The organism is Flagellimonas pelagia, from assembly GCF_003584135.1.
GTDB lineage: Bacteria > Bacteroidota > Bacteroidia > Flavobacteriales > Flavobacteriaceae > Flagellimonas > Flagellimonas pelagia.
The window spans coordinates 254,970-269,854 of record NZ_QXFI01000013.1 but is presented as its reverse complement, the minus strand read 5'-3'; the positions used below and the strand labels follow the sequence as shown (position 1 = coordinate 269,854).

At 39.7% G+C, this 14,885-nt stretch carries 12 protein-coding genes; 6 read left to right on the top strand and 6 right to left on the bottom strand.

Features of this window, described 5'->3' with window-relative positions; translation table 11 throughout:
• Positions 1-2: 2 nt before the first annotated feature.
• Positions 3-1,385 (top strand): tyrosinase family protein, encoded by a 1,383-nt coding sequence (locus D2V05_RS05690; protein ID WP_119646554.1) that lies wholly within the window; start codon positions 3-5, stop codon positions 1,383-1,385.
• Positions 1,386-1,454: 69 nt separating this feature from the next.
• Here D2V05_RS05690 and D2V05_RS05685 read toward each other — a convergent pair whose 3' ends face one another.
• Positions 1,455-1,820 (bottom strand): heavy-metal-associated domain-containing protein, encoded by a 366-nt coding sequence (locus tag D2V05_RS05685; protein ID WP_119646552.1) that lies wholly within the window; start codon positions 1,818-1,820, stop codon positions 1,455-1,457.
• A gap of 10 nt (positions 1,821-1,830) precedes the next feature.
• Positions 1,831-4,065 (bottom strand): TonB-dependent receptor, encoded by a 2,235-nt coding sequence (locus D2V05_RS05680; RefSeq protein ID WP_119646550.1) that lies wholly within the window; start codon positions 4,063-4,065, stop codon positions 1,831-1,833.
• 344 nt (positions 4,066-4,409) lie between these two features.
• On the opposite strand from D2V05_RS05680, the gene D2V05_RS19770 reads away from it, so the two are divergent.
• Complete coding sequence (locus D2V05_RS19770) at positions 4,410-4,634, top strand: hypothetical protein (protein WP_220473537.1); 225 nt, start codon at positions 4,410-4,412, stop codon at positions 4,632-4,634.
• 37 nt (positions 4,635-4,671) lie between these two features.
• Positions 4,672-6,069 carry a phenylacetate--CoA ligase family protein gene (locus tag D2V05_RS05670; protein ID WP_119646545.1) on the top strand — a complete coding sequence of 466 codons (1,398 nt, stop codon included), beginning with the start codon at positions 4,672-4,674 and terminating at the stop codon, positions 6,067-6,069.
• Positions 6,070-6,101: 32 nt separating this feature from the next.
• Here D2V05_RS05670 and D2V05_RS05665 read toward each other — a convergent pair whose 3' ends face one another.
• Both D2V05_RS05665 and D2V05_RS05660 read right to left on the bottom strand, forming a co-directional pair.
• A complete protein-coding gene (locus tag D2V05_RS05665) occupies positions 6,102-7,238 on the bottom strand; it encodes a glycosyltransferase family 4 protein (RefSeq protein WP_119646543.1) in 1,137 nt (378 codons plus the stop codon).
• A gap of 116 nt (positions 7,239-7,354) precedes the next feature.
• Positions 7,355-8,992 (bottom strand): hypothetical protein, encoded by a 1,638-nt coding sequence (locus D2V05_RS05660; protein WP_147378233.1) that lies wholly within the window; start codon positions 8,990-8,992, stop codon positions 7,355-7,357.
• 539 nt (positions 8,993-9,531) lie between these two features.
• On the opposite strand from D2V05_RS05660, the gene D2V05_RS05655 reads away from it, so the two are divergent.
• Positions 9,532-10,809, top strand: a complete 1,278-nt coding sequence (locus D2V05_RS05655) for a nucleotide sugar dehydrogenase (RefSeq protein WP_119646538.1) — start codon at positions 9,532-9,534, stop codon at positions 10,807-10,809.
• Positions 10,810-10,823: 14 nt separating this feature from the next.
• Entirely contained in the window at positions 10,824-11,405 is a 582-nt protein-coding gene (locus tag D2V05_RS05650) for an LbetaH domain-containing protein (protein WP_119646536.1), read from the top strand.
• Here D2V05_RS05650 and D2V05_RS05645 read toward each other — a convergent pair.
• Together D2V05_RS05645 and D2V05_RS05640 are read right to left on the bottom strand one after the other, a co-directional pair.
• Positions 11,385-12,686, bottom strand: coding sequence for an O-antigen ligase family protein (locus D2V05_RS05645; RefSeq protein ID WP_119646534.1), 1,302 nt, complete (start codon positions 12,684-12,686; stop codon positions 11,385-11,387). The genes D2V05_RS05650 and D2V05_RS05645 overlap by 21 nt on opposite strands.
• Positions 12,683-14,218, bottom strand: a complete 1,536-nt coding sequence (locus tag D2V05_RS05640) for a lipopolysaccharide biosynthesis protein (protein WP_119646532.1) — start codon at positions 14,216-14,218, stop codon at positions 12,683-12,685. The genes D2V05_RS05645 and D2V05_RS05640 overlap by 4 nt, the downstream gene beginning before the upstream one ends.
• A 122-nt stretch (positions 14,219-14,340) precedes the next feature.
• Between D2V05_RS05640 and D2V05_RS19950 the strand changes: the two genes are divergently transcribed.
• On the top strand, positions 14,341-14,877 hold the full coding sequence (locus D2V05_RS19950; protein WP_119646530.1) for an acyltransferase: 537 nt from the start codon (positions 14,341-14,343) through the stop codon (positions 14,875-14,877).
• Positions 14,878-14,885 lie beyond the last annotated feature (8 nt).

Here is a 14,885-nt window from a genome sequence, read left to right as displayed (position 1 = left end):
ACATGACAAAGTTCCGATTTTCAATAATTGTATGTTTGCTTCTTGGTTCGGTTCCCATGATCTTTTCGCAAAGCATTAGGAAAGGATTTGATGAAATGACGGATTACGAAATTTCAGAGCTTGTCAATGCCTTGTATGAATTGCGAAACGGCCCCGATCTTATGAATGATTTGGCCAATTTTCATGCGGATTTTTTTAATTTCGACAATACTGCCGATCCTACCCGACTGGATTTACATTTTAACTTGCCCCAAGAACCCGAGCGTGAGATATTTTTGGCTTGGCATAGACGAATGATTTTTGAACTTGAACAAGCCATTCAGGAAATAAACCCAGAAATTAGTCTGGGATTTTGGGATTCTTCTATATATCAATCATCATCGGATGCATTGTGGGATGAATCCTTTTTGGGAAGTTTCAATGCCAATTGGTCATTGAATAGGAGCTTCGGTGCAGGAGGACCACTGCCCACACCCACGGATGTGTCCAACTTGATGACAATGACGGATTTTTTTGAGTTTTCCAACGAATTGGAAAGGCGACCTGTGCACAGAGGTGCACACGTATGGACTGGTGGGGCCATGCCAACACCACTGTCACCACGCGACCCTGTTTTCTTCTTCCATCATTCATTTGTTGATAAGGTTTGGCATGATTGGGAGGAAATCCACCATAGCTCCTCTTACATTACTACTTCCATGATCCGATATGACGGAACCTATACCTTTAACGGCGTGACATATCCATCCGTAGACCCAAATGATATAACAGATTCTAGGGTCTATGGGGTTTTTTATGCTGAAAACCAACTGGCTCAGTTGGATAATTATATTGTTAGCAATACCTATAATCCTGAAGAAATATTCTATTATCAATATACCATTGAGGCAGGAAATAATTTTATGGTTCCTTCCGGTACGGTGGCCAGTTTTAAGTCTGTTAACGAAATTAACCTTACCCCAGGTTTTGAAGCTGCACCTGGATCGTCCTTTCAGGCTTCCATTGATATCCAAAATGCGAATACTGGCAAGTTTACCCCACTTTTCGTTAAGAACAGAGAAAGCAAACCATACCCTTATTCTGATAAGTTGTACGAGGAGATTGTTTGGGAGGAAGGTGGTGATTTATTGGATGATAAGCCCATTATTCTTACTGCTGCCCCAAACCCGTTCACAGAGAAGATCACCATCAAACTAAGCAAACGTAAGGATTGTGTTATTGAAGTGTTCAACATGATGGGGATGTTAATAAAGGAAGAAGCGTTCCAAAATACGGATACCATGGTAATAAAGAACCTGTATGGACTGGCCTCGGGTTTTTATGTGATCAAGGTCACCGATGCCAATGGGGAAATTTTAGTGGTAAAGAGAGTGGTGAAAATGTAAGTTTTTTTTACAAAGAAATTAATAAAAAGGGGGCATTTTCGCCCCCTTTTTATGTTTGGTGGTGAACCCTTAATTTTTATTCCCATGATCCATGTGAACACTAGCGGGATCTCGATATTTGCAGCACTCGGGTAAACTGTCGTATACTTCTTGGGGTGCGGTAAAACCTTCAGAGTCATGGCCAACTTCCGCAATGCGTTGTTGAATGTCTTTTATAGTACATTTCCGCTCATCAATTATGGCTTGGAATTCTTTTGTTTCTGGGCTCCATGAAGCAAATTTCACTCCTTTGATCTTGATGGCGGCTTTTTCAATTCGACTCTTGCACATTCCACAATTGCCTTTTACCTCAAAATTCACCGATTTGTTTTTCTCTTGAGCATTTCCAATTCCCATAATCAGTACGGTCATGAATGCCAATACAATTGTTTTCATACATTAAAAGTTAAGTTTTATATCTGAACCCTATAAAATACATGCTTTTCAATACCGGGCCATATAGGATGGTACTATCAAAATAGGGACCAAAAGGATCCGAACTTGAAATAATAGGATTACTTTGTGTAAAATTACCAATATTCTCCCCACCGACATAGCATTCAAACTTATCGGAAAACACTTTTGTTATCTGTGCATTCATCAGCATATAGGAAGGGGAGTGCGATGGCAATCGATATTCCTGCGGATTAGTACTGGTATTGGGCAAACGCTGGCTACCCAGCCAATTCGTGGTAAAATCAAAACGCCACTGCCCTTCACTGACTTTTTTGGTCTCATAGCCCAAGTTGACAAAGAACCGATATTTAGGCTGCAACGGTCTTTCCAAAGTACCACTGGTGTAATCGGTGACAACATCGAAAAATTTATAGGTAGACCTTAAATGCAGGTTTTGAATGACTTCATAATTCCAATCGATTTGTAGACTGTTCGAATAGCTTTTGCCTTCCAGATTGTAAAACCCAATTTCTTGGGGGCTTTCCCAATCCACAACCACTTGGTCCTCGAACTGTGTCCGGTAAAAATCAACGGAAAAATCCATTACCCTGTTCCACAGATAAAGCTTTTGGATGAAACTGACCCCATAGTTCCAGGCTTTTTCAGGACGTAATCCATAATAATTCCCCCCATTTTCCGTAATCGCAATTTGTCGGGAAGAGGCAAATAGCTGTTGGTTTTCGGCAAATATATTGGCTCCTCGTTTGCCCCTGCCAAAGGAAGCCCTAAAACTGGCCTTGTCCCATAGGGAATATCTTAGATGGAATCTTGGGGTAATGAACGTGCCCAGGTTGTTATGCCGGTCTATGCGCAATCCCGATTCAAAACTCAGACCTTCCAAATTATCAAAGGTATACTCGAAAAATGTTCCGATGGAATTATCGTATCGGTTATAGGCCGTACTGTTTACCATTTCCTTGAAACCATCATAAGTTAAACTTAAACCGGTTTTGAACTTATGTTGTGTACTACCGATGATGCTATTGAAAATTAGGTTGGTATAAAAGGATGAATGGTTGATATCGTAAACATTCAAGCCATAATAAGAATCTTGGTCATGTACACTGTATGCGGTTTGTATGCCAAAACTTTGATAGGGTAGGTCAGGAAAAACATAACCGGTTTTAGCAGAAAGGTCCAATCTGTTCGTATTGATGACACTGCCCCAGGAATTGGTAGTTAGTTTGTCCGTATCGGAATCAAAATCATTTTGGCCAATTTCCTTGGTATCGGTCAAGTATTGAACATTGGCATAGCCGACCCAACCATTTTCTGGGTTCATATATTGCCATCGGTTCATGATGTTGATCTGTTTGGCCAATGGAGTATCCAAAAAAGAGTCACCGTTGTTATCAATGTATCCATTTCTAAGATTGGCATGTACATAGAGTCCGGTTCCCAGATTATCCGTAATATTATGGTTATAGCGTGAATTGAATTCGTAGCGTTCATAATTGTTGCCATACATGTTCAAAAAGAACCGTTTGTCTGTCAACGGCTTCATCAGCTCTGTATTGATATGGCCGGAGATACTTTCAAATCCGTTGAGTACACTACCTGCCCCTTTGGTAATCTGTATGCTCTCTATCCATGATCCTGGTGTAAAGGACAATCCAAACACCTGCGAAGCTCCCCGAATTGACGGCATATTTTCCTGTGTGAACAATAAGTAAGGACTGTTCAGTCCCAACATTTGGATTTGTTTGGCCCCAAGAATGGCATCGGAGACGTTTACATCGACGGTGGGATTGGTTTCAAAACTCTCCGAAAGGTTACAACATGCTGCTTTTAACATTTCCCTGCTATCTACAGAAACCACATTCTGAACTTTGAACAAGGATTTTTGAATGGGGGCCACCTCTTTTTCAACAACCACCTCATCCAAAATCACATTGGGGTACAACACAATATTGCTCAAATTGGGCCGGTTTACCGGAATGGTATCCGAACGGTACCCCATTAAGCTAATGATAAGCTTTTTGGAGTCGGCGTTATAAGGGATTTTGAAATTACCCAACGAATCCGACACAGCCCCTTCAGTGCTGGCCAGCCAGTATACATTGGCATAGGGCAGGGGGATGGTTTTGCCCTTGTCATTGTACTCGACCACTTTTCCCATTACCTGGATTTGTGCACTGCCAAAATATGGAATGGCGAATAGGCAAAGAAATAATAGGAATCTCATTTTGTTGAGGCTGTCAATTTTAGGTAAATCTACATGTTTCAAAGTTCATAATCCCATAACACCCACTAATTTAACACCAGATGGTAGTTCATAGATTTTTTTGGGAGTTAACAGAATTTTGGAACCTGTTGTCCTGCTAAATACTACTTTTAATACGAATGTGTTGGAACATGATTTTCACTAATATGGATGTTGTTAGGTTTAGTTGCGCGATACTTTCCATCTTAGGTTTTGTTCAGGGAGTGGATTGTAGTAAGAAACCTGTGATTCATCAAGATGTGACGACACAAATAAGAGTAATAAACCATACAGAACATCGGTTTACCAACATTTCATTGTTTTCAATGGATTTTGGGGATTTAAACCCAATGGATTCAACGGCTTTTAAAGATTTGAAGTACGATGCATTAAAAGATGACCCATTGATTTATTGCGTTTTTGAGGGTAAAAATCTTGGAAGATATATCAATATACCTGAAAAGAATACCCAAAGATTTTCGTATTCAATTGATAGTTTGAGAAATGGAATCCTATATGTAAGTTCAACTATGGATAGAAATAACCCCTAAACATTTAAGATAACAACGGTCGATTTTAAAATTGATTATGCACAAAATTTTAGAACATTTAAGGAAAATCACTTATTGGACATTGGACTTGCTCAAGGGTGGGAAGGTAGCAAGACATTATCGTGAAATAAAATGGGTTTTAAATCATCCCGGGGATACCACAACACAGAGGATTAAAAATAATAATCTTAAAAATATCCTTGAACACGCTGTCAAGACAGTTCCATATTACGGGCATCTTTCCGGTAAGCATATAAAATTGGAAGACTTTCCTATAGTTGACAAACAAGTTGTGCGGGATTGCTCCGGGGATTTTCAGAGCTTGGTTTTTAGGGGAAAACACACCCATCCTGTAACAACAAGTGGTTCAACAGGAAAACCATTTAGGGTGTTGCATGATATGAACAAAAGGGACAGGAATACCGCCGATACCTGTTTTTTTGCCAAACGCGCAGGATATGAGCTAGGATCTAGGTTGTTTTATCTTAGATTATGGGACAAACAGTACCAGAAAAATAAGCTATTGACCAAAATACAAAATATTGCCGCCTATTCTGTGGATGATCTTACCGAAGAAAGAGTAGGGGAGCTGATAAAAGAACTGGAACAAAAAGGTACCAGTAAAAATATTTTGGCTTACACCTCGGCCTTGGGAACCGTTTGCGATTATATAGAAAACCATCTTGGGAGACCTTTGGAACAAAAAATCAATTCCATAATTGCAATTGCCGAAGGTTTGAGTCCAAGGGTTAAGGAAAAAGCTGAAAAGTACTTAGGCAAGACGGTTGTATCCAGATATTCAAATAGCGAGAATGGCATTCTTGCACAACAACGTATTGACGATGAGTCTGGCAGTTTTGAAATTAATTGGGCAAGTTATCATATAGAGTTACTTGATCTAAATGAGGATAAGCCAGTAGGTATTGGGGAATCGGGAAGAATTGTAATCACTGATTTTTTTAATTTTTCTATGCCCCTGATTCGTTATGACACAGGAGATATTGGTATCATGGACCGCTGTGAAAGAACAGGAACCTTGGTCTTTACCAAAATTGAAGGAAGAAAAATGGATATGTTCGTCAATACCCAAGGGCAGTTTATATCCTCACATATCATTCATCATATTTTGCAGTTTGGTGGAATTGATCAATTTCAGTTTGTCATTGAGGAAAATGGGGAATATAGCATTAAACTGAAAGTAACACCCTTTTACGACAAAAACGATGAAAGCGCGATTGAAAGAAAATACCGCGAATACCTAGGGCAGGATGCTGTTATTCGTTTTGAATATGTAAATGATATTCCCCTGCTGGCATCAGGAAAAAGAAAACTTGTGGTCAATAATTTTAAGCCTTCCAAAAGTAAAAGACCTGAGGATTTAAATGTTGTGCAAAAATCAACAATCAAAGACTCCAAATTGGACTTGGTAAAGTAATTTAAAGCATCGATATTTCGATGGTATAAATGTTACTCTTCCAGTTCTTTTGAGATTAGGGAAATCAATTTTTTATTGATAAGTCGTACATCGAATTTTTCTTCCGCATATTGCCTACTACGCACACCCATTTCCTCGATTTTACTTGGGTTTTCCAAGAAAAATCTCATTGCATTTGTCAATGAATCTTGGTCTTGTGGTTGTATCAGGAACCCATTTTCGTTTTTGATCACGGTTTCCCTGCAACCTGGAGAATCCGTAGTTATTACCGGCATTCCAACGGATAGCGCTTCCAAGATAGACCTTGGAATACCTTCTCGGTAGAATGTGGGCAAAACGAATATGTCCGATTTGAAAAGAAACTCAGCCACATTTTTTTGCCGCCCGTGATATACAATGGTTCCAATTTCATCAAGAGCCGTCAATCTATCAAGATCAATTGCCGATGGTGACTTATCCGGTGATCCAATGACATGGAATTCAGCATTGGGAAAATCTTGTTTCAAAGATTCTGCGGCTTGGACAAATAAATGAATCCCCTTTTCCCTTATTAGCCTTGCAACAAAAACAAAAATGATGTTGTCGGATTTCTTTTTGTTTATTCTGGTTGGATACCTGTTTAAGTTGACCCCGGACCCCGATACAAAATCAACGGGATGGGATTGCGTAATAATGCTTCTGTCAAGGAATAACTTATGGTCATCGGAATTTTGGAAAACGATCAGTTTGTTTTTTCTGATGGAAGCTTTATAAAGTATTTCGGTAACTTTTTGCAACACCCTTGCTTTTTTGGATGTACCGCTAAAGGTAAAGCCCAGCCCTGTTATCAATGATATGGTTGGTACTTTGGTCATATTGGCGGCAATCGATCCATAAATAACAGGCTTAATGGTGTATGGGAAGACCAAATCGATGTTGTTTTCCTTTATTAATTTTTTCAGTTCGTAAATTGATTTGAGGTCCTTAAAGGGGTTGAGTCCAGTTCGTTGTAACCCATATTCCAATGGAATGGCACCAAGGGATTTTAAGGCATTACTCGTTTCATCATTCATGTCCGGTGCTGAGCCATAAACTATAAAACCATTTTTTATTAGGTCATCAATAAAATCTCCTCTAAAATGTGTTAATGAATTGGCATAGGAGCAAAGGATCAGAATCTTTTTTGACATTGTTGGGATTTATGTTTAAATTAAAAACCAATCAACTCCCAATTGATATTGGAAATTGATTGGTTAAAAATAAGATAAACGGTTAAAGAGGTAGAAAAGTATCTACCCTTTTTCTTTTATTGGTTATAGAACTCTTCAATATTTGTGTAACCATCACCATCAAAGTCATCATTATAACCTTGGGATAGATCTCCAAATTCTCGGATTTCCCATGCATCAGCCATACCATCCATATCGGTATCGTAAGAAGATGCCCTTTTGCTAGAGGGTATGGAAGGCAATTCCCAATCATTCTTGTTGCCTGTCCTTTTCATGGTGTTGTTTTTGATGTCGTTGATGCCATCGGCATCTAATGGATCCATGTAGTATTTAATATGCCCCTCATCGTCCATATAATGACAAGCACCAACATTACCTTGATTGATCAAGCTCTCATAGGCATCATAAGCAGAGAGACCGGTATAGCTGTTTGGTATACCATCATGGGGGGCGGCCACCAATAAATCGGTATCAATTGGCGTATCATTGGCAATTCCTCCCAATCTATATGTCCAAATTGAAGAATTACTGTCCTTGCCGGATTCTGAACCGTTTAGCACAAAACCATTGGTGTTTTCATAAACATTGCCCTGAGTATACAATCTTAACTCGGTGTAAGGTGAACCTTTTGAGTTGTATTTGCCATCAGACCTCTGAAATTCGTTGGTTTCCCTAGAGGCAGTTGGGATTTTATAATAATTATCAGTCCAGTTGATATAAGCATTATCCGACCATTGGATTACCCCGAACTTGGTACCTGCTGTTTGGATCACGTTGTTTTTTACCTCAACATAACCGCCGGTGCCTCCAATATTGGGTGTTCTGTTTTTTCCTCTCATAAAAACGTTTAGGATGCATGAAATCTGATCTCTTTGATGAAAGTTGGCAGGGTTTTGCATGGACATCTGCATATAGGTATGGGAGTTGGAGATAACACTCCTTTGTACGGTGTGTCCCATTTGGCTGACATCTTGGTTGGTGCCAAGCAAAATGGCTTTGTCACCACCCCAAGAAGCGGTAACGTGGTCCAGTATAATATTATTCCCACCGTTCACCTTAAATCCGTAGGTACTTTGGTCATCGGATATTTCCCCAGAGGAATCATAGGATTTTGTGGAACCGTTCCTGGAACGTATATATCTAACAATAATATTGTTGACTCCGCTAAATTGGATGTTGTCCCCATGGATGGTAATCCCACCTCTTGGCGCGGACTGGCCGAATATGGTAATATCATCCCTTGAAATCATGAGATCGGAACCGGCAATACTTATGTTTCCAGATACGGTAAATACAATGTAACGAGGTCCTATATTTTGCGAAAGTGCCGCCCTAAGGCCTCCAGAGTAGGTGTTGGAACCAGAATCATATGATAACGGAGTACTGGCATTCAAGGTGTTGACCATTACCAGCACACCACCACGACCTCCAGATGCATTTGAACCACCTCCATATGCTCCAGGAAAGGCTTTCAGTGCATTGTCATCAAAACCTGGGTTTGTAGTTCCTTGGTCGTCATCATTACTGGGAGTGTCAGTGCCATCCGTACTATCATCTGTTCCATCCGTTGTATCGTCCGTGGAATCATCAACATTATCCGTAATGTCCTCATTGATGACATCTGCAAATAATTCATTGTCTTTTGAACAGGAAGAAGGTAAGGTAAGTAGGAGGGAGAATAGGACTAATTGGATTAGGGGCATAACATTCTTCATGGGGTATGTGATTTGGATGTTAAAATTATTTAATAAATGTTTGTTATCGGTAAAAAGCAATTTTTTTTCGATGAAATACATCATTTTCTCAACTTGATAGTTTAAATATTTTAATTTATCTCTCATTTACAACGGCTAAGTACGCACTTGGTCGATGAAATGGATTACTTCAACGATTGTTTTTAACAAAAAGGACCCATAAAATCGATAAAATACCTCTTTCTTTAACATCTGTACCACCTTGTCTATCTGTTTATTATGAAAAAATCCCCCGAACAATTTGTTGTGCTTAACCCACTTTTCACTGTAGATGATTGTTGATGATCGGAAGTCTTACCTTTAGGATATGATTTGTTGGCCGAATAAAACTTAGTCTATAAGTTTGACCGTTGTTCGATTTTTTTTGAGAAATCTGTTGTATATGATCTTCTTTGCACAACAATTTTTAATGAAATTGTTTTCGGTGCAATACGACCTCCAAATAAGTTTTAAAGGCTTACGTATTGAACTATTATGACACTTAACCATGAACTTTAAATATGAAGGATTATAAAATTGCCGTTATAGGCCTTGGGTATGTAGGCTTGCCCCTGGCCCGTTTGTTCGCTACCAAGTATAGTGTGGTTGGATTTGATATTAACCAGGGTAGGGTTGCCGAACTTAAGGATGGCAATGATAGCACTTTGGAAGTATCCAATGAATTGTTGAAAGAGGTGTTGGCGGACAAACCGGGAGATAAAGGTTTGTTCTGCTCGGCTAATGTTGACGATATTGCGGAATGTAATTATTTTATCATTACGGTACCTACCCCTGTTGACAATACAAAGCGCCCGGTTCTAAAGCCATTGCACATGGCAAGTGAAACTGTGGGTATGGTACTTAAAAAAGGAGATGTGGTCGTTTATGAATCCACTGTCTACCCAGGAGCTACTGAAGAGGAATGCGTTCCTAAGTTGGAGGTCAAAAGTGGCTTATTGTTCAATAAAGACTTTTTCGTGGGGTATTCTCCGGAACGTATAAATCCTGGGGATAAGGAGCATACCGTTGAAAAAATATTGAAGGTGACTTCGGGCTCCACTCCTGAAATTGGTAAGGAAGTCAACGAGCTATATTCCTCCGTTATTACTGCGGGTACCTATTTGGCACCTACCATTAAAGTTGCAGAGGCGGCCAAGGTTATAGAAAACTCACAAAGGGACATTAATATAGCATTTGTGAACGAATTGGCTAAAATTTTCAACCTTATGGATATAGATACCAATGAGGTTCTTATGGCCGCAGGTACCAAATGGAACTTTTTGCCATTTAAACCAGGCTTGGTCGGTGGGCATTGTATCGGTGTTGATCCCTATTATTTGGCACAAAGGGCACAAGAATTTGGGTATCACCCGGAAATTATTCTTGCAGGAAGGAGACTGAATGATGGGATGGGGAGTTATGTTGCCAGTGAAGTCATAAAACTTATGATTCAGAAGGATATTAAAGTTAAGGGAGCGTCAATCCTTATACTTGGTATTACATTTAAGGAAAACTGTCCTGACGTAAGAAACACCAAGGCAGTGGATGTCATTGAGGATTTAAAAAGCTACGGGGCCAATGTGACCATTTACGACCCATGGGCAGATCCAGAAGAGGTAAAGCACGAATATGGTCTTGAAACCATAGATATGGAGCCTATGCAGAAGTTCGATTCCGTAGTATTGGTAGTTGCCCATAAAGAATTTCAGAATGTTGATATATCCAATAAATTGAAACCCAATGGTGTGGTATACGATGTTAAGGGAATATTGCAACAACAGGTAGACGGTAGACTATAACAATACCATTTAAGATGATATCCTCCAAGGCGGAATATAAAGCTTATGTGCTTGCCGATAAGAAAGCACTCAATATTGGCAACGGAAGGTTTACATGGATCAAACAAATGATCGCACCAGATTACATCTGGAAGTTTCAGAAAAGGCTCCGTAAGCTTGAATACTATAAGAACTGCCGAAAGGATATAATAGGTAAAATTTATTACAACCTATTAAAATTACGTCACAGGAAGTTGGCCCTTAAACTTGGATTTTCGATACCCGAGAACGTTTTTGGGCCGGGACTTTCCATAGCTCACCATGGAACAATCGTGGTGAACTCAAAAGCCAAGGTGGGTAAAAACTGTAGAATACATGTCTGCACCAATATCGGGGCTTCCGGGGGTAGCCACAAAGCACCGCAAATAGGGGACAATGTTTATATAGCTCCGGGCGTAAAGATTTTTGGTGATATAGAAATTGGAAATAACATTGCCATAGCGGCGAACTCTTCGGTAGGCAAATCTTTCATGGAAGAAAATATCCTCATAGCGGGCTCGCCTGCCAAAAAAATCAAGGAAGTGGAAATTAAAAAATTAATTCCCCACGCCGACTGATGCCAAGTTCCCTTCGTTCTTACCTTCAATAACATTGGCATATCCGATCAATATCAAAATTGTCAAAAAGGGATAGTCCGCATAAAGTATAAAGTTGTTGTGAAAACTGGAGTGGACCAAGTACCCCAACAATGACAGGAGAAACAGGAATTTATAGTCCCTAGGCAGCTTCATGGCACTTTTTATAAGAAAGTATGCAAAAAAGCCAAAAAGAATATATCCGAAGAAGGTATATTGGAAACCAACGTTTATTAATCCATTATGAGAGGTGAGGTGAAGCAGGGAGGAGTCTCCGGAGACTTCGAACATGGCCTGTCTCGTCTTATCATAATCCGCTTCAGAAACTCCAAAAGGATTCTCTAGAACGGCCAATATCCCTGTGGCCCAAAGCAATGGTCTATTGTCCGATCCACCCCCTGTGCCCTCTGCACTTGTAACCCGTGAATCAATGGAACCGATGGAATTGGCGGCAAGCATCAAAATCAGTATGGAGAAAAAGGCACCGGCGATTAAGTTGAATTTATAACGTACCGTTTTATTTTGGATCAATAAAAAATAACCTGCGGATATTATGAACAAGCCTAATATCAGGGAACGTGTTTGGGACAAAAATGCCGTAACAATAAGCAACCCTAATACCAATAGGTAGAACTTTTTCCTGGTCTTCATGAACAGATAAAGGTTCAGAATAAAACTACTTATGGCAAAATAGGAGAAGGTAATGGCAAAGGCGAAAGGGCCGGAGAGCCTAAACCTATTGGCCAGTCCATACTCAATATATGTTTCCTCGTTGCTGAGATCAGCTTCGCCCATTTCCGCATCATTAGAGGTAAGAAGGGCCTTTTTAAATTCCTGTACCTCCCCGGCAATAGGTGAAAGGGGATGGTGCAGCAATGCAAAAATAAGGATTCCTAAATGTACCCAAGAAATGACCCTAAGATATTTGGGCCCTTTTTTTAGGACCAAAACGAACAGGTATGCAAAAATTAAAAAGGTAATACCTTTGAAGATTTCCCTTACGATGTCCAAGGATTTGATTTCCCCATTGGCCAAAAACCAAAGATTCATCAAGAACTTGAGGACAATGAAACCAACAAGAAATTGAGTGAATTTTTTAAAGAATGGATTTGTTCTTAATTCGTCAAGGAAGCTTCTGAAAAAGAGAATGAATATCATTATTTCCAAAAGACGGTCCACACTTAAAAAACCGATTCTCTTGGAAACAAATACATTGTCCACAGCAAGAAGGAACGCAATTAAGTAGTATATCCAGTTTTTCATTTTTTCGCGCCTATTTTACCAATGATACTTTCAATTTTTCTTTGAACCTTATTCAATATTTTGGATACCGGCTTTGGAAGGTTGGAGACCAATTGGTTGTAAAGCACAATGTTGCCTTCCGTTAGAACAACGCTTTTTTTTCGGAACAAAATGAAGAAAAAAACGGGAAGGAGCATGATACTGATCAGCAATAATGCCCAAATGGGTAGGTCAAAAGAATAAGAAAGCCACCAGCAGATAGCCAATATTGGAATATTGTACAAAAGGAGATCCTTGAAAAGGGCCCAGTTCAACTTTCCTAGCATTTTTAAAAGTTTGCTCAAATACACAAAAACAATCATAAAAAAGAGAATGGAAGAAGAAAGCACACCAATGGCAAGTCCGGGCAGTTCATACAGCTTAACACCCACTACACTGAAAACTGCGGTGCTCAGAAAAAAAATGACCTCAAAAACCACACCTTTATATACAAGGCCAAGGGATTTTAAAAAGGATCGGTTTATACGATAACCGAATCTAAATGGAAGACTCAAAATCAAGATTTGCAGTATTAAAATGGCTTCTTCCCATCCAGGCCCCAGTACCGTTTTTATGATCAATTCCGCATTGAGCGCGATGATAACGCCCATGGGCATCAAAAAGAGAAGACAAAGTGAGATGCTAAAAAAATAAAAATCCCTAAGCTTTGCCTCATCGCTCTTTCTTTTGGCCAAAATAGGGAACATGACCGAATCATAAACTCCTCCAAAAATACCGGCGGGAATGGCATATAATTGGTATGCCTTGGAGTAGATGCCCAAAGCTTGTGCCCCTATAAATTTACTTACCACCAGATTGTCAATGGTGTCGGAAAAATAGCCCAAGGTGGTATTGAAGGTAAAACCACTACCGAAGAAAAGGAGTTCGTTTACCTCGCTTTTCACCCATTTGAAGGTGAATTTTGGGAAATGGTATATGCTTGCATAGATACATGAGACGGCCAACATGGCCAATTGACCATATAATAGGGACCAATACCCATAGTCGAAAATCGCAAAGATTATAGAGACCAATGCGTATCCAAACACAAAAGAGCTAAGGGTAATTTTCTCTGCCACATCAAACCTCAAGTCCCTGTTCAATAAAGCCACACTGACGCTGTTCAAAGATTTCAAGGGGAACATGAAGGCAAAAAAGTGGAGGCCATCTATGATTTGTTCCATATTGAAGAAGACGGCCAAATAAGGTGTTATAAAATAGAAGGATATTGCCAAAACCACCCCGAAGACAAGTGAAAGGGAGTACCCTGTCCTTATTTGGCGGTCCGAGATGTCGTCCATCTGTATCAAGGCACCACCAATGCCCATTTTGGAAAAAAGGTCCGTGAAACCTACCAAGATCATGATAAAGGCAACATATCCGAAGTCCACTGGAGATATTAATCTGGCCAACACGGCCAGCATTACAAATTGGGCCACTATCTTTAACAAAGAACCGGAGGTTCTCCAAACCGCTCCTTTTATTCCCTCCTTGGTTAGGGATTTATTGCTCATACTGGGATATTGAAACCATTAATACTTTTTTATTCTTTAAACCGTTTTGGTCTATGAAAACCTTATATATTTCGTTTACTTTAACCTTAGCTTTTATTCGCTTGCTGCAAAAATAGATCAAAATGAAAAAGATTTTCCACTATCTTAAAACGACAATAAAAAAGATTAAGTATTCGGGTCCCGATTATGCCAGAAGTTTGGGTGTTGAAGTTGGGGAAGGCTGTAGGATACTTACCACCAACTTTGGTTCCGAGCCATGGTTGATAAAAATCGGCAACAAAGTTACCATTACCTCGGGAGTAAAATTGCTTACCCATGATGGTGCAGCTTGGTTGGTGGAAGATGAGAAAGGAAGAAGGGAGCATTTTTCCAGGGTGGATATAGGCAACAATGTTTTCATAGGTATAAATTCAATTGTTATGCCAGGGGTCGTCATTGAAGACAATGTCATAGTGGCCGCAGGCAGTGTGGTCACCAAATCAGTGCCCAGTGGCAGTATTGTTGGAGGTAACCCGGCAAAAATTATTGGAAGGTTCGAGGATTATAAACAAAAAGCTTTGGATACCTTTGTATCTCGAAAGGAGATGGATTTCAGTCTAGGTTTTAAGGAAAGGATAGATCAGGTAATAGATCCTGAAATCAAGAAATATCTCCAATAACTCAATCG

What these genes read in the sequence shown, in the direction of transcription:
- D2V05_RS05680 (WP_119646550.1), bottom strand. Translation starts at nt 4,065, where the DNA reads ATGAGATTCCTATTATTTCTTTGCCTATTCGCCATTCCATATTTTGGC.
- D2V05_RS05665 (WP_119646543.1), bottom strand. Translation starts at nt 7,238, where the DNA reads ATGTCAAAAAAGATTCTGATCCTTTGCTCCTATGCCAATTCATTAACA.
- D2V05_RS19950 (WP_119646530.1), top strand. Translation starts at nt 14,341, where the DNA reads ATGAAAAAGATTTTCCACTATCTTAAAACGACAATAAAAAAGATTAAG.
- D2V05_RS05660 (WP_147378233.1), bottom strand. Translation starts at nt 8,992, where the DNA reads ATGAAGAATGTTATGCCCCTAATCCAATTAGTCCTATTCTCCCTCCTA.
- D2V05_RS05645 (WP_119646534.1), bottom strand. Translation starts at nt 12,686, where the DNA reads ATGAAAAACTGGATATACTACTTAATTGCGTTCCTTCTTGCTGTGGAC.
- D2V05_RS05685 (WP_119646552.1), bottom strand. Translation starts at nt 1,820, where the DNA reads ATGAAAACAATTGTATTGGCATTCATGACCGTACTGATTATGGGAATT.
- D2V05_RS05655 (WP_119646538.1), top strand. Translation starts at nt 9,532, where the DNA reads ATGAAGGATTATAAAATTGCCGTTATAGGCCTTGGGTATGTAGGCTTG.
- D2V05_RS19770 (WP_220473537.1), top strand. Translation starts at nt 4,410, where the DNA reads ATGGATTTTGGGGATTTAAACCCAATGGATTCAACGGCTTTTAAAGAT.
- D2V05_RS05690 (WP_119646554.1), top strand. Translation starts at nt 3, where the DNA reads ATGACAAAGTTCCGATTTTCAATAATTGTATGTTTGCTTCTTGGTTCG.
- D2V05_RS05670 (WP_119646545.1), top strand. Translation starts at nt 4,672, where the DNA reads ATGCACAAAATTTTAGAACATTTAAGGAAAATCACTTATTGGACATTG.
- D2V05_RS05640 (WP_119646532.1), bottom strand. Translation starts at nt 14,218, where the DNA reads ATGAGCAATAAATCCCTAACCAAGGAGGGAATAAAAGGAGCGGTTTGG.
- D2V05_RS05650 (WP_119646536.1), top strand. Translation starts at nt 10,824, where the DNA reads ATGATATCCTCCAAGGCGGAATATAAAGCTTATGTGCTTGCCGATAAG.